Here is a 22,287-nt window from a genome sequence, read left to right on the forward strand (position 1 = left end):
ATGAACGCGGTAACCCGTTATTTGAAGAGTTTGATGCTGGCGGAGCTGGTTGCCGGCATGGGCGTGACGATGCGCTACATGTTCAAGCCCAAGTACACCATGCGCTACCCGATGGAGCACATCCCGAAGTCGAATCGTTTCCGCGGTCTGCATGCGTTGCGCCGCTATGCGAACGGCGAGGAGCGCTGCATCGCCTGCAAGCTGTGCGAGGCGGTCTGCCCGGCGCTGGCGATCACCATCGATTCGGCTCCGCGAGAGAGCGACGGCCAGCGCCGCACCACGCGCTACGAGATCGACCTGTTCAAGTGCATCTACTGCGGTTTCTGCGAGGAGAGCTGCCCGGTCGACTCGATCGTTGAGACCTCGATCCACGAATACCACTTCGAGAATCGCGGCGAGAACGTGGTGGACAAGCAGAAGCTGCTTGCCATCGGCGATCGCTTCGAACAGCAGATCGCTGCGGATCGTGCCCAAGATGCGCCGTACCGCTGAGGCCCTTCGATGAATCCCCAAACGCTGCAAATCATCTGCTTCTACGCCTTCAGCCTCGTCACGGTGGCGGCGGCGCTCTCGGTGATCACGCTGAAGAACACCGTGCACGCCGTGCTCGCGCTGGTGCTCACCTTCTTCAGCGCTGCCTGCCTGTGGATGCTGCTGGACGCCGAGTTCCTCGCGCTGGCACTGGTGGTGGTCTACGTCGGCGCGGTGATGGTGCTGTTCCTGTTCGTGGTGATGATGCTCGACATCGACCTGGAGAAAATGCACGAGGGTTTCGTGAAGTTCCTGCCGGTCGGGGTGATCGTGGCCATCGTGATGCTGGTCGAGATGCTCGGCCTGATCGGCGTGCGGGCGATGCATGCGCGCGACCTGGGCGCTGATCCGGCTGCGGTGGCCGGCATGTCCAACACCGCGTGGCTGGGCCAGGCGCTGTACACCAAATTCCTGTTGCCGTTCGAAGTGGCTGCGCTGGTGCTCACCGTGGGCCTGGTGGCTGCGGTAGCGCTGACCCTGCGCGAACGTCGCGGCGCGCGTTACGAATCCGCCAGCCGGCAGGTCAGGGTCGATCCGCGCGATCGCGTGCGCATCGTCAAGATGGACGCCGTACGCCCGACGCCGGCCGCCGCCGACGAGGGCACCGCAGGAGAATCCAAGCCATGATTTCGCTCGCACACTACATCGTGCTCGGCGCCGTGCTGTTCTGCATCGCCGTGGCCGGGCTGTTCATCAACCGCAAGAACGTGATCGTGCTGCTGATGTCGATCGAGCTGATGCTGCTTGCGGTCAACATGAATTTTGTCGCGTTCTCGCGCTTCCTGGGCGACGTGTCGGGGCAGGTGTTCGTGTTTTTCATCCTCACCGTGGCTGCGGCGGAAGCTGCCGTCGGCCTGGCGATCCTGGTCCTGCTGTTCCGTACGCGCAGCACGATCAATATCGCCGACATCGACAGCATGAAGGGCTGAACCCATGGGTCTTTCCACGAGCGTCCTGTTGACCATCGCACTGGCGCCGCTGCTCGGTTCGCTGGTGGCCGGTTTCGTCAGCCCGTTCCTAGGCCGCGCGGGTCGCGCGGTCGCCCACACCGTCACCATCGCGTGCATGATCGTGTCGGTCGCGCTGTCGTTCCATGTGCTGTACCAGCTCACCGTGGGCGGCGCGGACAACTACAACCAGAACCTCTACACCTGGTTCCAGATCGGGCAGGTCAACGCCAGCGTCGGTTTCATGGTGGACAGGCTCACCGCGATGATGCTGGTGGTGGTGGGCTTCGTCTCGCTGGTGGTGCACCTGTACACCATCGGCTACATGCGCGACGACCCGGGCTATACGCGCTTCTTCAGCTACATCTCGCTGTTCACCTTCTCGATGTTCATGCTGGTCATGAGCAACAACTTCATGCAGCTGTTCTTTGGCTGGGAAGCGGTGGGCCTGGTGTCCTACCTGCTGATCGGCTTCTGGTACAAGCGGCCGACCGCGATCTTCGCCAACCTGAAGGCGTTCCTGGTCAACCGTGTGGGTGACTTCGGCTTCCTGCTGGGCATTGCCGCGGTGTTGACCTTCCTGCACACGCTGGACTACGCCAGTGCGTTCAGCGCGGCGCCGGGGCTGGCTGGCCAGACGCTGCAGATCACCGCGAACACGCAGTGGGATGCGGCGACCGTGATCTGCATCTTGCTGTTCGTCGGCGCCATGGGCAAGTCGGCACAGGTGCCGCTGCACGTGTGGCTGCCCGATTCGATGGAAGGCCCGACCCCGATCTCGGCGCTGATCCATGCCGCGACCATGGTCACCGCCGGCATCTTCATGGTGGCGCGCATGTCGCCGCTGTTCGAGATGTCCTCGACTGCGCTGAGCTTCGTGCTGGTGATCGGCGCCACGACTGCGCTGTTCACCGGGTTGATTGGCATAGTCCAAAATGACATCAAGCGCGTGGTGGCGTACTCGACGCTGTCGCAGCTGGGCTACATGACGGTGGCGCTGGGCGTGTCGATGTACTCCGGCGCGGTATTCCACCTGATGACCCACGCCTTCTTCAAGGCGCTGCTGTTCCTCGGTGCCGGCTCGGTGATCATCGCCATGCACCACGAGCAGGACATGCGCTACATGGGCGGCCTGCGCAAGTACATGCCGATCACCTGGATCACCATGTGGATCGGCTCGCTGGCGCTGGTGGCGGTGCCGTTCACCTCGGGTTTCTACTCCAAGGATGCGATCATCGAGGCGGTCGGCCTGTCGCATCGCTGGGGCGCCAACTATGCGTACTTCTGCGTGATGGCCGGTGCACTGGTCACGGGCCTGTACACGTTCCGCCAGATGTACCTGACCTTCCACGGCAAGGAGCGCTTCACTGTCGTCGCCTCGCATGGTCACGGTCATGACGATCACGACCACCATGAACCGGGCGTGCTGGCGCATGCGCCGAAGGAGTCGCCGTGGGTGGTGACCGTGCCGCTGGTGCTGCTGGCGATCCCGTCATTGCTGATCGGCTACGTCACCGTGGCGCCGATGCTGTTCGGCAACTGGTTCGGCAGCGCGATCCACGTGGACGAGGCCAACAACGTGCTGGCCGAGCTGGGCCAGGAGTTCCATGGCGCGGCGGTGATGGCGTTGCACGGCTTCACCCAGCTGCCGTTCCTGCTGGTGGTGGCGGCCTTCGTGATCTGTACCTACATCTACGTGTTCAATCCCGCGCTGGCCGGTCGGATCAAGCAGGCGCTCAAGCCATTGTGGACGGTGCTCGACCGCAAGTACTGGGCGGATGAAGTGGAGTACGCGCTGTTTGCCAGCGGCGGGCAGAAGATGGGGCGCCTGTTCTGGAAGTTCAGCGACGCCGGCGTGATCGACGGCGTGGCGGTGAACGGGTCGGTGCGGCTGGTCCATCGCGGCGCGGCATTGCTGCGGAGACTCCAGACCGGTTACCTCTACCACTACGCGTTCGCCATGATCATCGGCGTGATCGTGCTGTTTGGCGGCTATCGACTGTTCGGCAACTAGGGGAAGCAGGCTCCATGTTCAATCATCTTCTCAGTCTGCTGATCTGGCTGCCCATCGTCGGCGCGGTGCCGGTGCTGCTGGCCGGTTCCGCCCGGCCGATGCTGGCGCGCTGGCTGGCGCTGCTGATTACCATCGCGACCTTCGTGATCAGCCTGTGGCTGCTGCGCTACGACCCGGAAGGGTCGGTGATGCAGCTGCAGGAAACCCATGTGTGGATCTCGACCTGGGGCGTGCATTTCACCCTGGCGGTGGACGGCATCTCCGTCGCGCTGATCCTGATGACGACCTTCGTCGGCATCCTGGTCATCGCCGGCGCGTGGAAGGTCATCCAGAACCGTCCGCACCAGTACATGGCCTGCATGCTGTTGCTGGAGGGCCTGCTGATCGGCGTGTTCTGCGCCACCGACGCGCTGGTGTTCTACGCCTTCTTCGAGGCGGTGCTGATCCCGATGTACATCCTGATCGGCATGTGGGGCGGTCCGCGGCGCGTGTACGCGACGTTGAAGCTGTTCATCTACACGTTCACCGGTTCGGTGTTCATGCTGATCGCGCTGCTGTACCTGTACCAGAAGGCGCACACGTTCGATCTGGCGACGCTGGCGGCGCTGCCGCTGACGATGAAGGAGCAGGCCTGGCTGTTCTTCGGCTTCCTGATCGCCTTCGCGATCAAGGTGCCGATGGTGCCGGTGCACACCTGGTTGCCCGACGCGCACGTCGAGGCGCCCACCGGCGGTTCGGTGTGGCTGGCGGCGGTGATGCTGAAGATCGGCACCTACGGCATGGTGCGCTTCATCCTGCCGATCACCCCGGACGCCGGTGCGCACTTCGCGTGGATCGTGATCGTGCTCAGCCTGGTCGCGATCGTCTACATCGGCTATGTCGCGCTGGTGCAGGAGGACATGAAGAAGCTGGTGGCCTATTCGTCCGTGGCGCACATGGGCTTTGTCACCCTGGGCATCTTCATGGCCTTCATGCTGGTGCGTGAAGGCGGCAATACCGACATGGCCAGCCTGGGCATGCAGGGCGCGATGGTGCAGATGATTTCGCACGGTTTCGTCTCCGGCGCCATGTTCACCTGCATCGGCGTGATGTACGACCGCACCCACACGCGCCAGATCAAGGACTACGGCGGCGTCATCAACATGATGCCGTGGTTCGGCCTCTTCTACGTCTTGTTCGCGATGGCGAACTGCGGCCTGCCGGGCACCAGCGGTTTCGTCGGCGAGTTCATGGTGATCCTGGCCAGCTTCAGCGCCAGCCCGTGGATCGCGTTGTTTGCCACGTTCACCCTGATCATCGGTGCCGGCTACACCTTGTGGTTGGTCAAGCGCGTGCTGTGGGGCCCGGTGACCACCGAACACGTCAAGCACATGACGCCGATGACCCCGCGTGAAACCTGGGTGCTGATCGGCTTTGCCGTTGCGGTCCTTGCCATCGGCGTGTGGCCGCAGCCGCTGATCCACCTGATGGACAGCTCGGTGGCGCACCTGGTGCAGCAACTTGCCGTCCACAAGATCTGAGCAGAAGCGAACATGCCCACTCTCTATGACATCCTGACCCTGCTGCCGGAGCTTTACCTGGTGGTGGCGGTGTGCCTGATCCTGCTGCTGGACGCGTTCATGAAACCGGCGCAGCGCCCGCAGCTGCACTGGATCTCCATCGCCGTGCTGCTGGTGGCGATCTACCTGGTGGTCGCCGGCCAGCCCGAACAGACCGCAACCGCGTTCAACGGCATGTTCGTGCGCGACCACGTGGCGGAGATCCTCAAGGTCTTCGCGCTGGGCATCACCGCGGTGGTGTTCGTGTACGCGCGGCCCTACATGATCGACCGCAAGCTGTTCGGCGGCGAGTTCTACGCGTTGATGATTTTCGCCGCGCTCGGCGTGATGGTGATGGTGTCGGCCGGCAACCTGGTAACGATCTACCTCGGCCTGGCGCTGCTCTCGCTGTCGTCCTATGCGCTGGTCGCGCTCAACCGCGATGCCCGCCTGCCGCCGGAGGCGGCGATCAAGTACTTCGTGCTGAGTGCCCTTGCTTCCGGCATGCTGCTCTACGGCATGTCGATGGTCTACGGCGCGTCGGGCATGGGCGGCACGCCGACACTGGATCTGGCGCAGCTGCATGGCGTGATGGCCTACACCACGGCACCCAAGCTGTTGCTGCTGGGCCTGATATTCATGCTGGTGGGCATCGGTTTCGAGCTGGGCGTCGCGCCGTTCCACATGTGGCTGCCGGACGTCTATCACGGAGCGCCGACGCCGGTGACGACGTTCATCGGCGCGGTGTCGAAACTGGCGGCATTCGGCCTGGCCTGGCGCCTGCTCGAGGTCGGGATGGGCGATCTCAGCCATTATTGGCAGCCGATGCTGGCCGCGCTGGCCACCGCATCGCTGGTGATCGGCAACCTGGTCGCCATCGTGCAGACCAACTTCAAGCGCATGATGGCGTACTCGACCATTTCGCACATGGGCTACGTGTTGCTGGGCCTCTCGGCGGCAACCCCTGAAGGCTACTCGGCTGCGCTGTTCTACGTGATCTGCTATGCGCTGATGAGCGCGGCGGCGTTCGGCGTGATGCTGGTGCTCGCCCGGACCGGGTTCGAGTGCGAGGAGATCAGCGATTTCAAGGGTCTGAACCAGAAGGCGCCGTGGATGGCGTTCCTGATGCTGTTGGCGATGTTCTCGCTGGCCGGCGTGCCGCCGCTGTTCGGCTTCTGGGCCAAAGTGCTGGTGCTGGAGGCGGCGATCCACGCCGACATGTTGTGGCTGGCCATCGTGGGCGTCGTCACCGCGTTCATCGGGCTTTACTACTACCTTTACGTCATCAAGGTCATGTACTTCGATGCGCCGGAGGAAGGCGCGGTGGTGGAGGTCAAGACCGACACCTCGCTGCGCGTGGTGCTGTCGGTGAATGCCTTGGCGCTGCTTGCGCTCGGCCTGTACTGGGGGCCGCTGCTGGCATGGTGCCAGCGCGCGTTCGGCGTCTGACGCCCATGTCGGCGGATGGTTTTCCGGCCAGCGCGACGATCTTCGTGCTTGCAAGAAACCCGCCATCCCGGTAGACTTTGCGGACTCTGATGCGGGGTGGAGCAGTCTGGCAGCTCGTCGGGCTCATAACCCGAAGGTCGCAGGTTCGAATCCTGCCCCCGCTACCAGATCTTTCTTGATGCAAGAAAGCCTCCTCGTGAGGCTTTTTTGTTGGCTGCAAGGATGTACCGCACGGCGCGAAACGCGAGCGCCGGACATGGAACGCGACACGAGGACGATCATCGGCGAGTTAGGGAAATGGGCCGTTGGAGCCCATTTTTTGTTTCCGCGACCGAGTTCAGGTGAGTGATGGATACCCAGGCTCTGGCACGACGATTCAGCGAAGTACTGGCCGATCTGGGCCTGGAATGCCTTGGCGTGGAGTTCACTCCATCGCAGGGGCAGAGTACCCTGCGCGTTTACCTTGATTTGCCCGAGGCGGATGGCGCGGAGCGTCGTGAAGTCGGCATCGAGGATTGCGAGAAGGCGAGTCGCGAGCTGTCGGCGCTGCTCGACGTGGACGACCCGATTCCCGGTCATTACGTGCTGGAAGTCTCCTCGCCGGGCATCGACAGGCCGTTGTTCACCGCGGCGCAGTTCCGCAAGGCCGCGGGACAGGAAGTGAAGGTGCTGCTGAAGGCACCGCTGGATGGCCGCCGTCGCCTGCGCGGCAAGCTGGCCGTGGTGGAGGGCGACCGCATTTCGCTCGAAGCGGAAGGCCGCACCTTCGATTTCGATCACAACCAGGTCGAGAGTGCGCGCGTGGTGCCGGACTGGGTCGCGCTCGGTTATGCGCCCCAGCCCAAGCCCGGCGGCAAGCGCCCTGCGAAGAGTTAGCAGAACCCATTGAAAAGCCTGCCACGGATGGCGGACCTTTGATCCACGTGTTCATGGACGAGCGCAGAAAAATCAACAATTGGACGCCGCCTGGCGCCTGTGGAGTTGCAGCAATGAGCAAAGAACTTTTGCTGGTCGTCGATGCGGTCGCCAACGAAAAGGGCGTATCGGAAGACGTGATCTTCGACGCGATGGAGGCCGCACTGGCTTCGGCCGCCAAGAAGCGGTACCCGGACGAAGAGCCGGATATCCGCGTGTCGATCGATCACGCTACCGGCGAGTACGAGACGTTCCGCCGCTGGGAGATCATCGCCGACGACGGCGAGATGGAATCCCCGGCGTACCAGCTGCGCCTGATGGATGCGCTGGACGAGCGTGCCGACGCCCAGGTCGGCGAGTACATCGAGGAGCAGGTCGAGAACGCCGAATTCGGCCGCATCGCCGCGCAGGCCGCCAAGCAGGTGATCGTGCAGCGCGTGCGCGAGGCCGAGCGCCAGCAGGTGGTGGACGCCTTCGCCGATCGCGTCGGCGAACTGGTCACCGGCATCGTCAAGCGCGTCGAGCGCGGCAACATCTATCTCGACCTCGGCAGCAACGCCGAGGCGTTCATCCCGCGCGACAAGACCATTCCGCGCGAGTCGGCGCGCGTGGGCGACCGCGTGCGCGGCTATCTCTACGAGGTCAAATCCGAGGTTCGTGGCCCGCAGCTGTTCGTGTCGCGCGCCGCGCCGGAGTTCATGATCGAGCTGTTCAAGCTGGAAGTGCCGGAAGTCGGCCAGGGCCTGGTCGAGATCAAGGGCTGCGCGCGCGACCCGGGCGACCGCGCCAAGATCGCCGTGCTGGCGCACGACAGCCGCACCGACCCGATCGGCGCGTGCATCGGCATGCGCGGTTCGCGCGTGCAGGCGGTCTCCAACGACCTCAACGGCGAGCGCGTCGACATCATCCTGTGGCACGAGAATCCGGCCCAGTTCGTCATCAACGCGATGGCGCCGGCCGAGGTGCAGTCGATCATCATGGACGAAGAAAAGCACTCGATGGACATCGCGGTGGCCGAGGACAAGCTGTCCCAGGCGATCGGCCGCGGTGGCCAGAACGTGCGCCTGGCCAGCAAGCTGACCGGCTGGCAGCTCAACGTGATGACGCAGGACCAGGTCACCGCCAAGAGCGAGGCCGAGCAGGAAGCGGCACGCGTCCTGTTCATGGACAAGCTAGAGGTCGACCAGGAGATCGCAGTCATCCTGGTGCAGGAGGGTTTCTCCAGCATCGAGGAAATCGCCTACGTGCCCAGCGCCGAGCTGCTGGCCGTGGAGGGCTTCGACGAGGACATCGTCGAGGAGCTGCGTGCCCGCGCCCGCGATGCGCTGCTGACCGAGGCGCTGGCGGTGGAGGAGGGCGTCGACGATCACCAGCCCAGCGCCGAGCTGCTTGCCCTGGAAGGCATGGACGAGGAAACCGCTTATGCGCTGGCCGCGCGTGAGGTCTGCACGGTCGACGACCTGGCCGACCTGGCAGTGGACGACCTCATCGATATCGAGGGCATGGATGAGGAGCGCGCTGCGGCGCTGATCATGGCGGCCCGCGCGCCGATGATCGCGCGGCTGGAGCAGGGTGGCTGAGCGCGGGTACGGCGGCACCCCGGACGGGTGCGCCGGGAAGAACCCCGGGGTTCTTCACCAGGGATGGAAAGGGCGGCGATCATGATGCCGCACGAAATGACAAGCGCGGGAACGGCGGAGCAGAGAACAGAATGTCGGACGTCACGATCAAACAACTCGCCCAGGTACTGGGCATGCCGGTCGACAAGTTGCTGACGCAGCTTGGCGAAGCGGGCATGAAATTCTCCGACCAGGAGCAGGTCATCAGCAGCACCGAGAAGGTGAAACTGCTCGGATTCCTGCGCCGAACCCACGGCAAGGCCGAAGCCGCCGCCGAGGTTGCGGATGCGGCACCGCGCCAGATCACCCTGCGACGACGCACGGTGGGCGAATTGAAGGTGGCCGGCTCCGGTGGTCGTGGCGCCGCCGGCCCCGCCAAGACGGTAAACGTGGAAGTGCGCGCCAGGCGCACCTACGTCAAGCGCAGCGTGATTGCCGAGGAGGCCAGCGCCGAACCCGAGCGCGAGGAGGCCGTGCGCAAGCTGCAGGAATCGCAGCAGCAGCGCGAGCGCGAGGAGCGCGAACGGCTGGATTCCGAGCAGCGCCGCGAGAAGGACGCGCGCCAGCGCGAGCTCGACGAACAACAGCGCCAGGAAGAAGCCCGACGTGCCGAAACGGCCGCCGAAGCGCAGAGCGCGGCGGATCTCGCCGAACCCGCGCCGGAAGCGCCTGCCGAGGAGCCGGTGGTCGCTGCCAGCGAACCCGTCGACGAGGAGCCGGGCGTGCAGCGCATGGACCAGCGCGAGCTGGGCATGATCCTTCCGCGCATTCACGAGCCGCGCAAGCGCGAAAAACTGGTCAAGCCGCCCGCCCCGGCACCGGCTCCCGCACCGGCGCCCGCGCCGGCAGCGAGCGATGCGGCTCGCGGCGGCAAGGCACGGCATGGCCGCGAGCGCAGCGAGGACGTCGGCAGCAAGCACGAGCGCGACGGCAGCAAGCGCTTCGCCGGCGGCCAGATGCACCTCAGCGAGGCCGATCGCGCACGCCGCTCGTCCTCCAGCACCAAACGCGGCAAGGGCGGGCGCAGTGGCGGTCGCGACCTGCTGGCGCGCGGCAGCGGCGTGTCCGGCGGAACGCACGGGTTCTCCCGTCCCACCGCACCGGTGGTGCGCGAGGTGGTGGTGAGCGACACCAACGTGGTGGCCGATCTCGCCCAGAAGATGGCGGTGAAGGGCTCCGAGGTGGTGAAAGCCCTGTTCAAGATGGGCGTGATGGCGACGATCAACCAGACCGTCGACCACGACACCGCCGTGCTGGTGGTCGAGGAACTCGGCCATACGCCGGTGGCGGACAACCAGAACAACGCCGAGGAGACGCTCGCGGCGCATACCCAGAACATCGAGCTGGAAGGCGAGAAGGTTCCGCGGCCACCGGTAGTGACGATCATGGGTCACGTCGACCACGGCAAGACCTCGCTGCTCGACTACATCCGGCGCACCAAGGTGGCATCCGGCGAAGCCGGCGGCATCACCCAGCACATCGGCGCGTACCACGTGAAGACCTCGCGCGGCGTGATCACCTTCCTCGACACCCCGGGCCACGCGGCGTTCACCTCGATGCGCGCCCGCGGTGCGCAGTCGACCGACATCGTGATCCTGGTGGTGGCTGCCGACGACGGCGTCAAGCCGCAGACGATCGAGGCGGTCAAGCATGCCCGCGCGGCCAACGTGCCGATCATCGTGGCGGTCAACAAGATGGACAAGGACGGCGCCAACCCCGACAACGTGAAGCAGGGCCTGGTTGCGCAGGAAGTGGTGCCGGAAGACTGGGGCGGCGACGTGCAGTTCGTGCCGGTGTCGGCCAAGACCGGCATGGGCATCGAGGAACTGCTCGAAGCGATCTCGATCCAGGCCGAGGTGATGGAGCTCAAGGCGGTGGCCGACGGCCGCGCCTCCGGCGTGGTGATCGAATCCAGCCTGGATCGCGGCCGCGGTCCGGTGGCCACCGTGCTGGTTCAGCAGGGCACGTTGCGCAAGGGCGACTTCGTGGTCTGCGGCATCGAGTACGGGCGCATGCGCGCGTTGATCAACCAGTCCGGCAAGCAGGTGGACGAAGCCGGTCCGTCGATTCCCGTGCAGGTGCTCGGTCTGTCCGGCGTGCCCGAGACCGGCGACGATTTCGTCTGCGTCGAGGACGAGCGTCTGGCCCGCGAAGTGGCGCAGGAGCGTGAGCTCAAGCGGCGCGAGACGCGGATGGTCAGCAAGAGCAACCGTCTGGAAGACATCATCGCCAAGATGGGCCAGGGCGACGAGCAGCAGACGCTCAACATCCTGGTCAAGGGCGACGTGCAGGGGTCGGTGGAGGCCTTGCGCGAGTCGCTGACCCAGATCGGCAACGAGCGCGTGCGGGTCAACGTGGTGTCCTCCGGCGTGGGCGGCATCAACGAATCCGACGCCACGCTCGCCGCTGCGTCCAAGGCGCTGGTGATCGGCTTCAACGTCCGTGCCGACGCATCGGCGCGCAAGGTGATCGAAACCAACGGCCTGGACGTGCGTTACTTCTCGATCATCTACGACGTGATCGATCAGGTCACCCAGGCGGCCACCGGCCTGCTCGGCATGGAAGTGCGCGAGGACATCATCGGCATCGCCGAGGTGCGCGACGTGTTCCGCAGTTCCAAGTTCGGCGCCGTGGCCGGTTGCATGGTCACCGAGGGCCACGTCAAGCGCAGCAAGCCGATCCGCGTGCTGCGCGACAACGTGGTGGTGTTCGAGGGCGAGCTGGAATCGCTGCGCCGCTTCAAGGACCTCGTGGAAGAAGTCCGCAGCGGCATGGAGTGCGGCATCGCCGTCAAGCAGTACAACGACGTCAAGGTCGGCGACCAGATCGAATGCTTCGAGCGCACGGAAGTGGCTCGCACCTTGTGATGCCTGCGGCATCGCAAGGTGCGAGCGGGAATAGGGAATAGGGAATCGGGAATAGTCAGAGCGGCTGTCCCGACTTCCCTGGCCTCCATGCTCCCGTGACGCACCTTTGCCTTTCCGATTCCCTATTCTCGATTCCCTATTCCCGGCTTTCCAATCATGCCTTCCCGCGACTTCAAACGTACCGACCGCATCGGAGCCGAGCTGCGCCGCGAGCTTGGGCTGCTGGTGCATGCCGCGGTGCGCGACCACGGCCTGCCGTCGGTGAGTGTTTCCGATGTCGAGATCACCCGGGACCTGGACTGGGCGACGGTGTGGGTCACCGCGCTGGTACCGGAGCAGGGTTTGCCGGCGGTGAAGGCGCTCAACCAGATGGGGCACGAGATTCGCCACGCGCTGGCGCACAGCGGCATGCGCATGCGGCGCGTGCCCGAACTGAAATTCAAGTACGACGATTCGGTCGACAAGGGCGAGCGCATCGAACGCCTGCTGCGCGAACAGGCGGATGCACCCAAGCCGGACGATGACGCCAACGCGGTCTGAGTCTGGCGGCACGAATGCGCAAACCACCCCGCATCCAGTACCGCGACCTGCACGGGATCGTGCTGCTCGACAAGCCGATCGGCTTGAGCTCGAACCAGGCCTTGCAAGGCGTTCGCCGGCTGTTGCGCGCGGCCAAGGGCGGTCACGCCGGTGCGCTCGACCCGCTGGCCAGCGGTCTGCTGCCCTTGTGTTTCGGCGAGGCCACCAAGCTGGCCGGCACCTTGCTCGGCGCCAGCAAGGGTTATCTGGCTGAATGCCGGCTCGGCATCAGCACCGACACCGGTGACCGCGAGGGCGAGGTGATCGCACGCCAGCCGGTGCCCCGACTCGACCCCGAGCTGATCGAAGCCGCGTTGGCACCGCTGCGTGGAGCGATCCGTCAGGTGCCGCCGATGTATTCGGCGCTCAAGCAGGATGGCGAAAGACTGTACGTGAAGGCGCGCCGCGGCGAGTCGGTGGAACGGCCGGCGCGCGAGGTGGTCGTGCATCGACTGGAGCTGCTCTCCCGCGACAGCGACACCTTGCAGTTGCTGGTGGAATGCGGCTCGGGAACCTATGTGCGCTCGCTGGCGACGGATCTGGGTGCCACCCTGGGTTGCGGCGCGCACCTGACTTCGCTGCGGCGCACCTGGGTGGATCCCTTCCGCGATCCGCGCATGGTCACCATGGCCGAACTCGAGCAGGCAGCGGAGCAGGGCGACGAGGCCTTGCTGTGCCATCTGCTGCCGGTGGCCGAGGGTCTGCGCGACCTGCCGTCGGTTCACCTGGACGAGGCGCAGGCGATGGCCGTTTCGCGTGGCCAGCCGATCCAGCTTGACCCCTCGGTACCCGCCGGTCGCTGCGCGGCATTCGCGCCCGATGGTGCCTTGCTCGCCGTGCTCGAACTGGACGACATGCGCCGCAGCAGCATCCTGCGCGGCTTCAACCTGCCGCCAGCGGACGGATTTGCCTGAAAAGCGGGCTGCGCACTTGTTGTAACACCACTGGCATCAGTAGAATAGACAAGTTATTTCAACGCTTTCACTCCAACCAGGGCGAAGCTTGCGCTTGCGTCATCTCGCGATGATGCAAGCGCAAGCTTCGCATCGCCTTTCAAGGAAACGTACAACCATGTCCCTTACCGCAGAACAGACCAGCAAGATCATTGCTGATTTCGGCCGCGTGCCGAACGATACGGGCTCGACTGAAGTCCAGGTGGCCCTGCTGTCCGCCCGCATCGACCATCTCACCGGTCACTTCAAGGATCACATTCAGGACCACCACTCGCGTCGTGGCCTGCTCAAGCTCGTCAACCAGCGCAAGCGCCTGCTCAGCTACCTGAAGGATCGCGATCTTGCGCGCTACCAGACCCTGATCGAACGCCTCGGCCTGCGCCGGTAACGCTGGGCGCCGTTCGCGGACGCGAGGATCATGCGGCGCCCGTGCGCGGGCGCCTTTCCCAATTCAGATCAGGAAACAGTCACGTGGCAAAAGTAACCAAGTCATTCCAGTACGGTAATCACGAAGTCACGCTGGAGACGGGCGAAATTGCCCGCCAGGCATCCGGTGCGGTCATGGCCAGCATGGGCGGCACCGTGGTGCTGGTCACCGCCGTCGCCGCGACGAAGCAGAAGGAAGGCCAGGATTTCTTCCCGCTCACCGTCGACTACGTCGAGAAGTTCTATTCCGCCGGCCGCATTCCCGGCGGCTTCTTCAAGCGCGAAGGCCGTCCGACCGAGAAGGAGACGCTGACCTCGCGCCTGATCGATCGCCCGGTGCGCCCGCTGTTCCCGGATGACTTCAAGAACGAAGTGCAGGTCATCGCCCAGGTCGTCTCGCTGAACCCGGAAGTGGACGGCGACATCGTGGCCCTGCTCGGCGCCTCCGCCGCGCTCAGCCTGGCCGGCATCCCGTTCAAGGGCCCGATCGGCGCCGCCCGCGTCGGTTACGCCAACGGCAAGTACCTGCTGAACCCGTCGACCACCGAGCTGAAGACCTCCCAGCTGGACCTGGTCGTCGCCGGTACCGCCGGCGCCGTGCTGATGGTGGAATCCGAAGCGCAGCTGTTGTCCGAGGACGTGATGCTCGGCGCGGTGATGTTCGGCCACCAGCAGATGCAGACCGCCATCCGCGCGATCGCCGAACTGGCCACCGAGGCCGGCAAGCCGTCGTGGGACTGGCAGGCACCGGCGCGCAACGAGTCGCTGGCCGCTGCCGTCAAGGGCGCGGTCGGCGACCAGCTGGCCGCCGCGTTCCAGGTGCGCGACAAGCTCGAGCGTCGCGACGCGATCTCCGCGATCAAGGCCGACGTGCTGGCCGGGCTCAAGGCACAGGCCGAAGAAAACGGCTGGTCCACCGCCGCGATGGCCAAGGAATTCGAGGAGCTCGAATACCACACCATGCGCGACAGCGTGCTGAAGACCAAGGTGCGCATCGACGGCCGCCAGCTCGACGACGTGCGTGCGATCACCGCCCGTGTCGGCGTGCTGCCGCGGACGCATGGTTCGGCGCTGTTCACCCGCGGCGAGACCCAGGCGCTGGTCGTCATCACCCTGGGCACCACGCGTGACGCGCAGATCATCGACGCTCCCGGCGGCGAGTCGAAGGACCCGTTCCTGTTCCACTACAACTTCCCGCCGTTCTCGGTGGGCGAAGCCGGTCGCTTCGGCGCGCCGAAGCGTCGCGAGATCGGTCACGGCCGTCTTGCCAAGCGTGGCGTGCAGGCGGTCAAGCCGAGCATCGAGGAGTTCCCGTACGTGGTGCGCGTGGTCTCGGAAATCACCGAGTCCAACGGTTCCTCGTCGATGGCCTCGGTGTGCGGTTCCTCGCTGGCGATGATGGATGCCGGCGTGCCGCTGAAGGCACCGGTGGCGGGTATCGCCATGGGCCTGGTCAAGGAGGGCAACGACTTCGTCGTGCTGTCCGACATCCTGGGCGACGAGGATCACCTCGGCGACATGGACTTCAAGGTGGCCGGCAGTGCCGAAGGCATCTCCGCGCTGCAGATGGACATCAAGATCGACGGCATCACCGAGGAGATCATGAAGGTGGCGCTGGAGCAGGCCAAGCGCGGCCGCCTGCACATCCTCGGCGAAATGGGCAAGGCGCTCAGCACCGCCCGCACCGAGATGAGCGAGTTCGCCCCGCGCCTGATCACCATCAAGATCCACCCGGACAAGATCCGCGAAGTGATCGGCAAGGGCGGCGCCACCATCCGCTCGATCACCGAAGAGACCGGCACCACGATCGACATCAGCGATGACGGCACCATCATCATCGGCTCGGTCAATCGCGAGGCGGGCGAAGCGGCCAAGAAGCGCATCGAGCAGATCACTTCCGACGTCGAGCCGGGCCGCATCTACGAGGGCAAGGTCGCCAAGCTGATGGACTTCGGCGCGTTCGTGACGATCATGCCGGGCAAGGACGGTCTGGTGCACGTATCGCAGATTTCCGACGAGCGCGTCGAAAAGGTCTCCGACAAGCTCAAGGAAGGCGACATCGTCAAGGTCAAGGTGCTGGAAGTCGACAAGCAGGGCCGCATCCGCCTGTCGATGAAGGCCGTGACCGAGGAAGAGCGCGCCAGCGTCTGAACTCCGCCACGAGGCAATTCCGCAAGGCCCGGCCCATGCCGGGCCTTGCGCGTTTCGGGGCCGGTGATTTTGTGCAACCTGCTTTTGCTAGGATGGATGGACCTTGCGCGAGGATGCACCGATGGCCGATCCGGCGAATGATTTCATCAGGGATTACCAGGCGCTGGCACAGCAGTCGTGGGACGCCTGGACGCGCCAGTTCCAGCAGCCTCCCGCGGCCAATCCGTTCGCGCCGCCCCCGGCGCCTGCCGCGGGCAATGACATGCTCGAACGCACCCTGGCCGGGCTGAAGGGATACTTCGACTGGATGCAGGCAGCGGCCAGCGGCGGCGCGGCCCAGCCGGCCACCGACTGGCGTCAGCAATTGCAGCAGATGTTCGGTGGAGCCAGTCAGCCGTTCGCGCAGGCTTTCGGCGGCATCGACACTGCCGGCGCGGAGGGCTTCGCGCGGCAATGGCAGTCCTGGCTGCAGGCGGCCCAGCGCGGTGGTTTCGGTGAGCTGTCGGGCTTGCAGGGGCCGACCCCGGCATTCGGCCTGAACCGCGAGCAGCAGATGCAGCAGCAAGCCTTGGCCACGGCCTTGCTGGAGTCGATGCGGGCATCCGCCCGCTATCAGGAACTGATCCAGCGCGCCAACGCGCAAGGCATGCAACGCCTGCAGGCGCGGTTGGCCGAACCGGGGCGCCAGGTCGATTCGCTCAAGGGGCTGTACGACTTGTGGGTGGACGCCTCCGAAGAGGCTTATGCGGGAATCGCGCTGTCCGACGAGTTCCGCGATGCCTATGGCGAGATGGTCAACACGCAGATGCGCGTGCGCCAGCTCCAGCAACAGCAGACCGAGCAGATGTGCCAGCAGCTCGGCGTGCCCACGCGCAGCGAAGTGTCCAGCCTCGGCGAACGCCTGCAGGCGCTGCGCCGCGAATTCCGTGCCAATCTGGCCGATGGGTCCGCCGACCATGCCGGGGAGATCATGGCCTTGCGCCGGGAACTCGCGGCGTTGAAGCGCCGGCTCGCCGATCGTCCGGCGGTACCCGCAGTGAAGAAGCGCGCCGCTGCCAAGCCTGCGGTCGCCGTGAAGAAGGCGCCGGCGAAAGCGGCGCGCAAGCCCACCAGCCCGTCCAAATCGGGCTCCGGCCAGCGCAAGCGCAAATAAGGAGAGCAGCCATGCAGACACCATTGCGCGTCGACCCGACCCAGGCCCTGGCCGACATCGCCACCTTCCAGCGCAAACTGGCCGCCGGCATGGCCAACCTGCGCAACATGCGCGAGCCGGAATACGCCAATACCCCGCGCGAGCTGGTCTACAGCGAGGACAAGCTGAAGGTCTGGCACTTCACCGGTCACGGCAAGGCGACCTCGAAGACCCCGCTGCTGATCGTCTACGCCCTGGTCAACACGGTGTGGATGACCGACCTGCAGGCCGACCGCTCGATGGTGCGCAACCTGCTGGAGCAGGGCGAGGATGTCTACCTGATCGACTGGGGCTATCCCGACGGCGCCGACCGCTGGCTGACCCTGGACGACTACATCAACGGCTACCTCGACCGCTGCGTCGACGTGGTACGCAAACGCCACGGTCTCGACGCGATCAACCTGCTCGGCATCTGCCAGGGCGGCGCGTTCTCGCTGTGCTATACCGCGCTGCACCCGGACAAGGTGAAGAACCTGATCACCATGGTCACCCCGGTGGATTTCCACACGCCGGACAACATGCTGTCGCACTGGTGCCGCCGCATGGACGTGGACCTGTTCGTCGACACCATGGGCAACATCCCGGCCGGGTTGATGAACTACGTCTACCTCACGCTGAAGCCGCTGCGGCTGAACCAGCAGAAGTACATAGGCATGGTGGACATCCTCGACAACCCGACCGAGCTGGAAAACTTCCTGCGCATGGAGCGCTGGATCTTCGACTCGCCCGACCAGGCCGGCGAGGCGTTCCGCCAGTTCATCAAGGATTTCTACCAGGGCAACAAGCTGGTCAAGGGCACGCTGGACATCGGCGGTCAGAGCGTGGATCTGGGCATGATCACCCAGCCGGTGCTGAACATCTTCGCCGAGCAGGATCACCTGGTGCCGCCGGATGCCTCGCGCGCACTGGGCAAGCACGTGGGCACCACCGACTACACCCAGCTCGCATTCAAGGGCGGCCACATCGGCATCTACGTGTCCGGCCGCGCCCAGCGCGAGGTGCCGCCGGCGATCCACCAGTGGTTGCGCCAGCGCGACTGAATCGCGCGCCCGCACGTGATCGCCTGTCGTGCGGAATCCACGCACGACAGGCGATAATCACCGGATGACCACATCCGCCGATACCCACGATTCCATCCGCGCCGTGCAGTGGCAAGGCGATCACCTGCGCCTGCTCGACCAGCGCCTGCTGCCGGGCGAGGAACGCTGGATCGACTGCCGCGATGCGGCCCAGGTCACCCAGGCCATCCGCGACCTGGCCGTGCGTGGCGCGCCGGCCATCGGCATTGCCGCCGCCTGGGGCGTGGCGATGGCGGCACAGCAGGGCGTTCCGCTGGAACCGGTATTGGCGCAGTTGCGCGCGGCCCGGCCCACGGCAGTGAACCTGATGTGGGCATTGGACCGGATGAAAAAACGCATCGTGGCCGGTGCCGATGCCGGTGCGCTGTTGCACGAGGCGCAGCTGATCCAGGACGAGGATCTGGCTGCCAATCGCCGCATGGGCGAGCTCGGCGCAGCACTGATCGCGCCGGGCTCGGGCGTGCTGACCCATTGCAACACCGGTTCGCTGGCCACCGCCGGTTACGGTACCGCGCTCGGGGTGATCCGCGCCGGCGTCGCCGCAAACCGGATCGCGCGCGTCTATGCCGGCGAGACGCGTCCGTGGCAGCAAGGCGCGCGGCTGACCATGTGGGAACTCGTACGCGAGGGCATCCCCGCCCGGCTGATCGCCGACTCTGCCGCCGCGCACCTGATGAAATCCGGCGCCGTGCAGTGGGTGATCGTCGGTGCCGACCGCATCGCGGCCAACGGCGACACCGCCAACAAGATTGGCACCTACCAACTGGCGATCAGCGCGAAATACCATGGCGTCAAGTTCATGGTGGTGGCGCCGTCGTCGACGGTGGACATGGCGACCGCCAACGGCGAGGAGATCGAGATCGAGCTGCGCGACCCGGCCGAGCTTCTGTCCAGCGGGGGCAGGCGCGTGGTGGTGGAGGGAGCGCAGGCATGGAATCCGGTTTTCGACGTCGCACCCGCCGAGCTGATCGACGCGATCGTCACCGAGCGCGGCGTGATCGAGCGACCTGACACCCTGTCGATGCAGGCCTTGTTCGGCCATTGATTCCCCGGGTTCCGATGCGGCATCCGGCCGTCCTTGCGGCGCTTGCCGTGTTCGTCCGCTGGTTGCCGAGACGACCTCGCTGGGGGCCTGCGCGTCCGGCGCGCTGCTCAATTCTTGAGCACATTTCCGATGGCCTCGTGCCGGTCTCGCGATGGCAATACAAGTCATTGATTTCAAAAGCTTAAAACCTGTCATTTTGCAGCCATCCATGCTACAATCCAGCGGTTCATTTCGGGTCGCTCGCGCACGCGCTTGAGACGCGGCGCCAGCGTCCTTTTTTTGTCTCCAGGGAAGCCAATCCATGGCAGAAACCGCCAAAGAAATCATTCGCGTCAACATCGAAGACGAGATGCGGCAGAGCTACCTCGATTACGCGATGAGCGTGATCATTGGCCGCGCGCTTCCGGATGTACGCGATGGACTCAAGCCGGTGCATCGTCGCGTATTGTTCGCGATGAACGAACTCGGCAACGTGTGGAACAAGCCGTACAAGAAGTCGGCCCGCGTGGTCGGCGACGTCATCGGCAAATACCATCCGCACGGCGACCAGTCGGTGTATGACGCGATCGTGCGCCTGGCGCAGCCGTTCTCGCTGCGCTACATGCTGGTCGACGGCCAGGGCAACTTCGGCTCGGTCGACGGCGACAGCGCCGCCGCCATGCGTTACACCGAGGTGCGCATGTCGCGGCTCAGCCACGAGCTGCTGGCCGACATCGACAAGGAAACCGTCGACTTCGGCCCGAACTACGACGAGAGCGAGCACGAGCCGCTGGTGCTGCCCACGCGCGTGCCGAACCTGCTGGTGAACGGTTCGGCCGGCATCGCGGTCGGCATGGCCACCAACATCCCGCCGCACAACCTCAACGAGGTAATCGCGGCGACCATCGCGCTGATCGACGAGCCCGCGCTGTCGATCGACGAATTGATGCATTACATCCCGGGCCCGGACTTCCCGACCCACGGCATCATCAATGGCTCCTCCGGCATCATCGAGGCCTACCGCACCGGTCGCGGCCGCATCCTGGTGCGCGCGAAGGCGGAGATCGAAACCGAGTCGAACGGCCGCGAGACGATCATCGTCCACGAGCTGCCGTACCAGGTGAACAAGGCGCGGCTGATCGAAAAGATCGCCGAGCTGGTCAAGGAAAAGAAGCTCGAAGGCATCAGCGAGCTGCGTGACGAGTCCGACAAGGACGGCATGCGCGTCGTCATCGAGATCCGCAAGGACGCGATGGGCGACGTGGTGCTGAACAACCTGTTCCAGCAGACCCAGCTGCAGGTCACCTTCGGCATCAACATGGTGGCGCTGCTGGACGGCCAGCCGAAGCTGCTGAACCTCAAGGACATCCTCGAAGCGTTCATCCGCCACCGGCGCGAGGTGGTCACCCGCCGCACCATCTTCGAGCTGCGCAAGGCCCGCGCCCGCGCGCACATCCTCGAAGGCCTCACTGTCGCACTGGCCAACATCGACGAGATGATCGAGCTGATCAAGACTTCGGCGTCGCCGGCCGAGGCGCGCGAGCGCATGCTGGCCAGGAAATGGCAGCCGGGCGTGGTCGGCGCGCTGTTGTCGGCGGCCGGTGCCGGTGCCTCGCGACCGGAGGACATGGACCCGCGCGATGGCCTGAAGGCCGATGGCTACCAGTTGTCCGACGTGCAGGCGCAGGAAATCCTGGCGATGCGGCTGCACCGCCTTACCGGCCTGGAACAGGAAAAGCTTTCCGACGAGTACCGCCAGATCCTGGAAACCATCCGCGGCCTGATCGAGATCCTGGAGAACCCGGACCGCCTGCTGCAGGTGATCCGCGAGGAGCTGGAAGCGATCAAGGCCGAGTTCGGCGACGCGCGTCGCACCGAGATCCAGCATTCGCAGGAGGACCTCAACGTCCTCGACCTGATCGCCCCGGAAGACATGGTGGTCACGCTGTCGCACACCGGCTATGTCAAGCGCCAGCCGGCCAGCACCTACCGCTCGCAGCGGCGCGGCGGCAAGGGTCGCTCGGCCTCGGCGCTGAAGGACGAGGACGTGGTCGAGCAGCTGTGGGTGGTCAACACGCACGACACCCTGCTCACCTTCACCAGCACCGGCCGCGTCTACTGGCTCAAGGTCTACCAGATTCCCGAGGCCGGTCCCGGCGCGCGCGGCAAGCCGATCATCAACCTGCTGCCGCTGGGCGAGGGCGAAAAGGTGCAGGCGGTGCTGCCGATCCGCGAGTATGCGGAAGATCGCTTCGTGTTCTTTGCCACCAAGCACGGCACGGTGAAGAAAACCCCGCTGACCGAATTCGCGTTCCAGCTGCAGAAGGGCAAGCTGGCGATCAAGCTGCACGACGACGACGCACTGGTCAACGTCGAGCTGACCGACGGCGACAGCGACATCCTGCTGTTCGCCTCCAACGGCAAGGTCAATCGTTTCGACGAGAACACCGTGCGCTCGATGGGCCGCACCGCCGCGGGCGTACGCGGCATGAAACTGGTCGGCGGCGCCGAGGTGGTATCGCTGATCGTGGCGGCGGAAGGCGACATCCTCACCGCCACGGCGCGGGGCTACGGCAAGCGCACCGAACTGGCCGAGTTCACCAAGAAGGGCCGTGGCACGCAAGGCGTCATCGGCATCCAGTGCTCCGAGCGCAATGGCGCGCTGGTCGGCGCGGTGCAGGTCACCGAGGCGCACGAGCTGATGCTGATCTCCGACCAGGGCACCCTGGTGCGTACGCGCGTGGCGGAAGTCTCGCAACTGGGCCGCAATACCCAGGGCGTCACCCTGATCAAGCTGCCCGCCAACGAAACGCTGGTCAGCGTGATGCGGCTGGACGCGGAAGAGGACAACGGCGACGAGGCCGTCGTCGAGGCCGGGGATGCGCCGGTCGGCGAAGCGGGTGAGGGCGCCACGGGAGACGCTTCCGCGGGCGAGTGATCCCGCTGTGGTGAAACGAACAGGCCCCGGCATGGCCGGGGCCTGTTCGCGTTCATGGCATGCCG

At 65.3% G+C, this 22,287-nt stretch carries 17 protein-coding genes and 1 tRNA gene; all 18 read left to right on the forward strand.

The features are described 5' to 3' along the window. The 18 genes from nuoI (at position 1) to gyrA (ending at position 22,222) form a co-directional block, all read left to right on the forward strand. Positions 1-492, forward strand: a complete 492-nt coding sequence (nuoI, locus tag ACVCMC_RS04745) for an NADH-quinone oxidoreductase subunit NuoI (protein ID WP_395118600.1) — start codon at positions 1-3, stop codon at positions 490-492. A 9-nt stretch (positions 493-501) separates the two neighbouring features. Then, on the forward strand, positions 502-1,158 hold the full coding sequence (locus ACVCMC_RS04750) for an NADH-quinone oxidoreductase subunit J (protein WP_395118598.1): 657 nt from the start codon (positions 502-504) through the stop codon (positions 1,156-1,158). After that, positions 1,155-1,460, forward strand: coding sequence for an NADH-quinone oxidoreductase subunit NuoK (gene nuoK / locus ACVCMC_RS04755; RefSeq protein WP_136257167.1), 306 nt, complete (start codon positions 1,155-1,157; stop codon positions 1,458-1,460). Before ACVCMC_RS04750 ends, nuoK begins: the two co-directional genes overlap by 4 nt. A 4-nt stretch (positions 1,461-1,464) precedes the next feature. Further along, positions 1,465-3,492: an NADH-quinone oxidoreductase subunit L gene (gene nuoL, locus ACVCMC_RS04760; protein WP_447098847.1), complete on the forward strand. Its 2,028-nt coding sequence runs from the start codon at positions 1,465-1,467 to the stop codon at positions 3,490-3,492. Between the two features lie 14 nt (positions 3,493-3,506). Next, complete coding sequence (locus ACVCMC_RS04765) at positions 3,507-5,012, forward strand: complex I subunit 4 family protein (RefSeq protein ID WP_447098848.1); 1,506 nt, start codon at positions 3,507-3,509, stop codon at positions 5,010-5,012. Between the two features lie 12 nt (positions 5,013-5,024). After that, positions 5,025-6,479 carry an NADH-quinone oxidoreductase subunit NuoN gene (nuoN, locus tag ACVCMC_RS04770; RefSeq protein ID WP_447098849.1) on the forward strand — a complete coding sequence of 485 codons (1,455 nt, stop codon included), beginning with the start codon at positions 5,025-5,027 and terminating at the stop codon, positions 6,477-6,479. Between the two features lie 90 nt (positions 6,480-6,569). After that, positions 6,570-6,646 (forward strand) — tRNA-Met (locus tag ACVCMC_RS04775). A gap of 181 nt (positions 6,647-6,827) precedes the next feature. Continuing rightward, positions 6,828-7,355, forward strand: a complete 528-nt coding sequence (locus ACVCMC_RS04780; RefSeq protein WP_447098850.1) for a ribosome maturation factor RimP — start codon at positions 6,828-6,830, stop codon at positions 7,353-7,355. 113 nt (positions 7,356-7,468) lie between these two features. Next, on the forward strand, positions 7,469-8,974 hold the full coding sequence (nusA, locus tag ACVCMC_RS04785; RefSeq protein ID WP_395118588.1) for a transcription termination factor NusA: 1,506 nt from the start codon (positions 7,469-7,471) through the stop codon (positions 8,972-8,974). 131 nt (positions 8,975-9,105) lie between these two features. Continuing rightward, entirely contained in the window at positions 9,106-11,880 is a 2,775-nt protein-coding gene (infB, locus tag ACVCMC_RS04790; protein ID WP_447098851.1) for a translation initiation factor IF-2, read from the forward strand. Between the two features lie 156 nt (positions 11,881-12,036). Then, the gene (rbfA, locus tag ACVCMC_RS04795; RefSeq protein ID WP_395118584.1) at positions 12,037-12,420 is read left to right on the forward strand and encodes a 30S ribosome-binding factor RbfA; all 384 of its coding nucleotides are present in this window, start codon (positions 12,037-12,039) and stop codon (positions 12,418-12,420) included. Positions 12,421-12,434: 14 nt separating this feature from the next. Continuing rightward, positions 12,435-13,373 (forward strand): tRNA pseudouridine(55) synthase TruB, encoded by a 939-nt coding sequence (gene truB, locus ACVCMC_RS04800; protein WP_447098852.1) that lies wholly within the window; start codon positions 12,435-12,437, stop codon positions 13,371-13,373. A 157-nt stretch (positions 13,374-13,530) separates the two neighbouring features. Next, positions 13,531-13,800, forward strand: coding sequence for a 30S ribosomal protein S15 (rpsO, locus tag ACVCMC_RS04805; protein ID WP_136257158.1), 270 nt, complete (start codon positions 13,531-13,533; stop codon positions 13,798-13,800). Between the two features lie 83 nt (positions 13,801-13,883). Continuing rightward, the gene (pnp, locus tag ACVCMC_RS04810; protein ID WP_395118580.1) at positions 13,884-15,989 is read left to right on the forward strand and encodes a polyribonucleotide nucleotidyltransferase; all 2,106 of its coding nucleotides are present in this window, start codon (positions 13,884-13,886) and stop codon (positions 15,987-15,989) included. 121 nt (positions 15,990-16,110) lie between these two features. Then, positions 16,111-17,142 carry a poly(R)-hydroxyalkanoic acid synthase subunit PhaE gene (locus ACVCMC_RS04815; RefSeq protein WP_395118578.1) on the forward strand — a complete coding sequence of 344 codons (1,032 nt, stop codon included), beginning with the start codon at positions 16,111-16,113 and terminating at the stop codon, positions 17,140-17,142. A gap of 11 nt (positions 17,143-17,153) precedes the next feature. After that, positions 17,154-18,221, forward strand: a complete 1,068-nt coding sequence (locus ACVCMC_RS04820; RefSeq protein WP_447098853.1) for a class III poly(R)-hydroxyalkanoic acid synthase subunit PhaC — start codon at positions 17,154-17,156, stop codon at positions 18,219-18,221. A 64-nt stretch (positions 18,222-18,285) separates the two neighbouring features. Continuing rightward, positions 18,286-19,305, forward strand: a complete 1,020-nt coding sequence (gene mtnA / locus ACVCMC_RS04825; protein ID WP_447098854.1) for an S-methyl-5-thioribose-1-phosphate isomerase — start codon at positions 18,286-18,288, stop codon at positions 19,303-19,305. Between the two features lie 301 nt (positions 19,306-19,606). After that, positions 19,607-22,222, forward strand: a complete 2,616-nt coding sequence (gene gyrA / locus ACVCMC_RS04830; protein WP_447098855.1) for a DNA gyrase subunit A — start codon at positions 19,607-19,609, stop codon at positions 22,220-22,222. Positions 22,223-22,287: the final 65 nt, after the last annotated feature.

It is taken from the genome of Rhodanobacter sp. UC4452_H20, assembly GCF_052978205.1.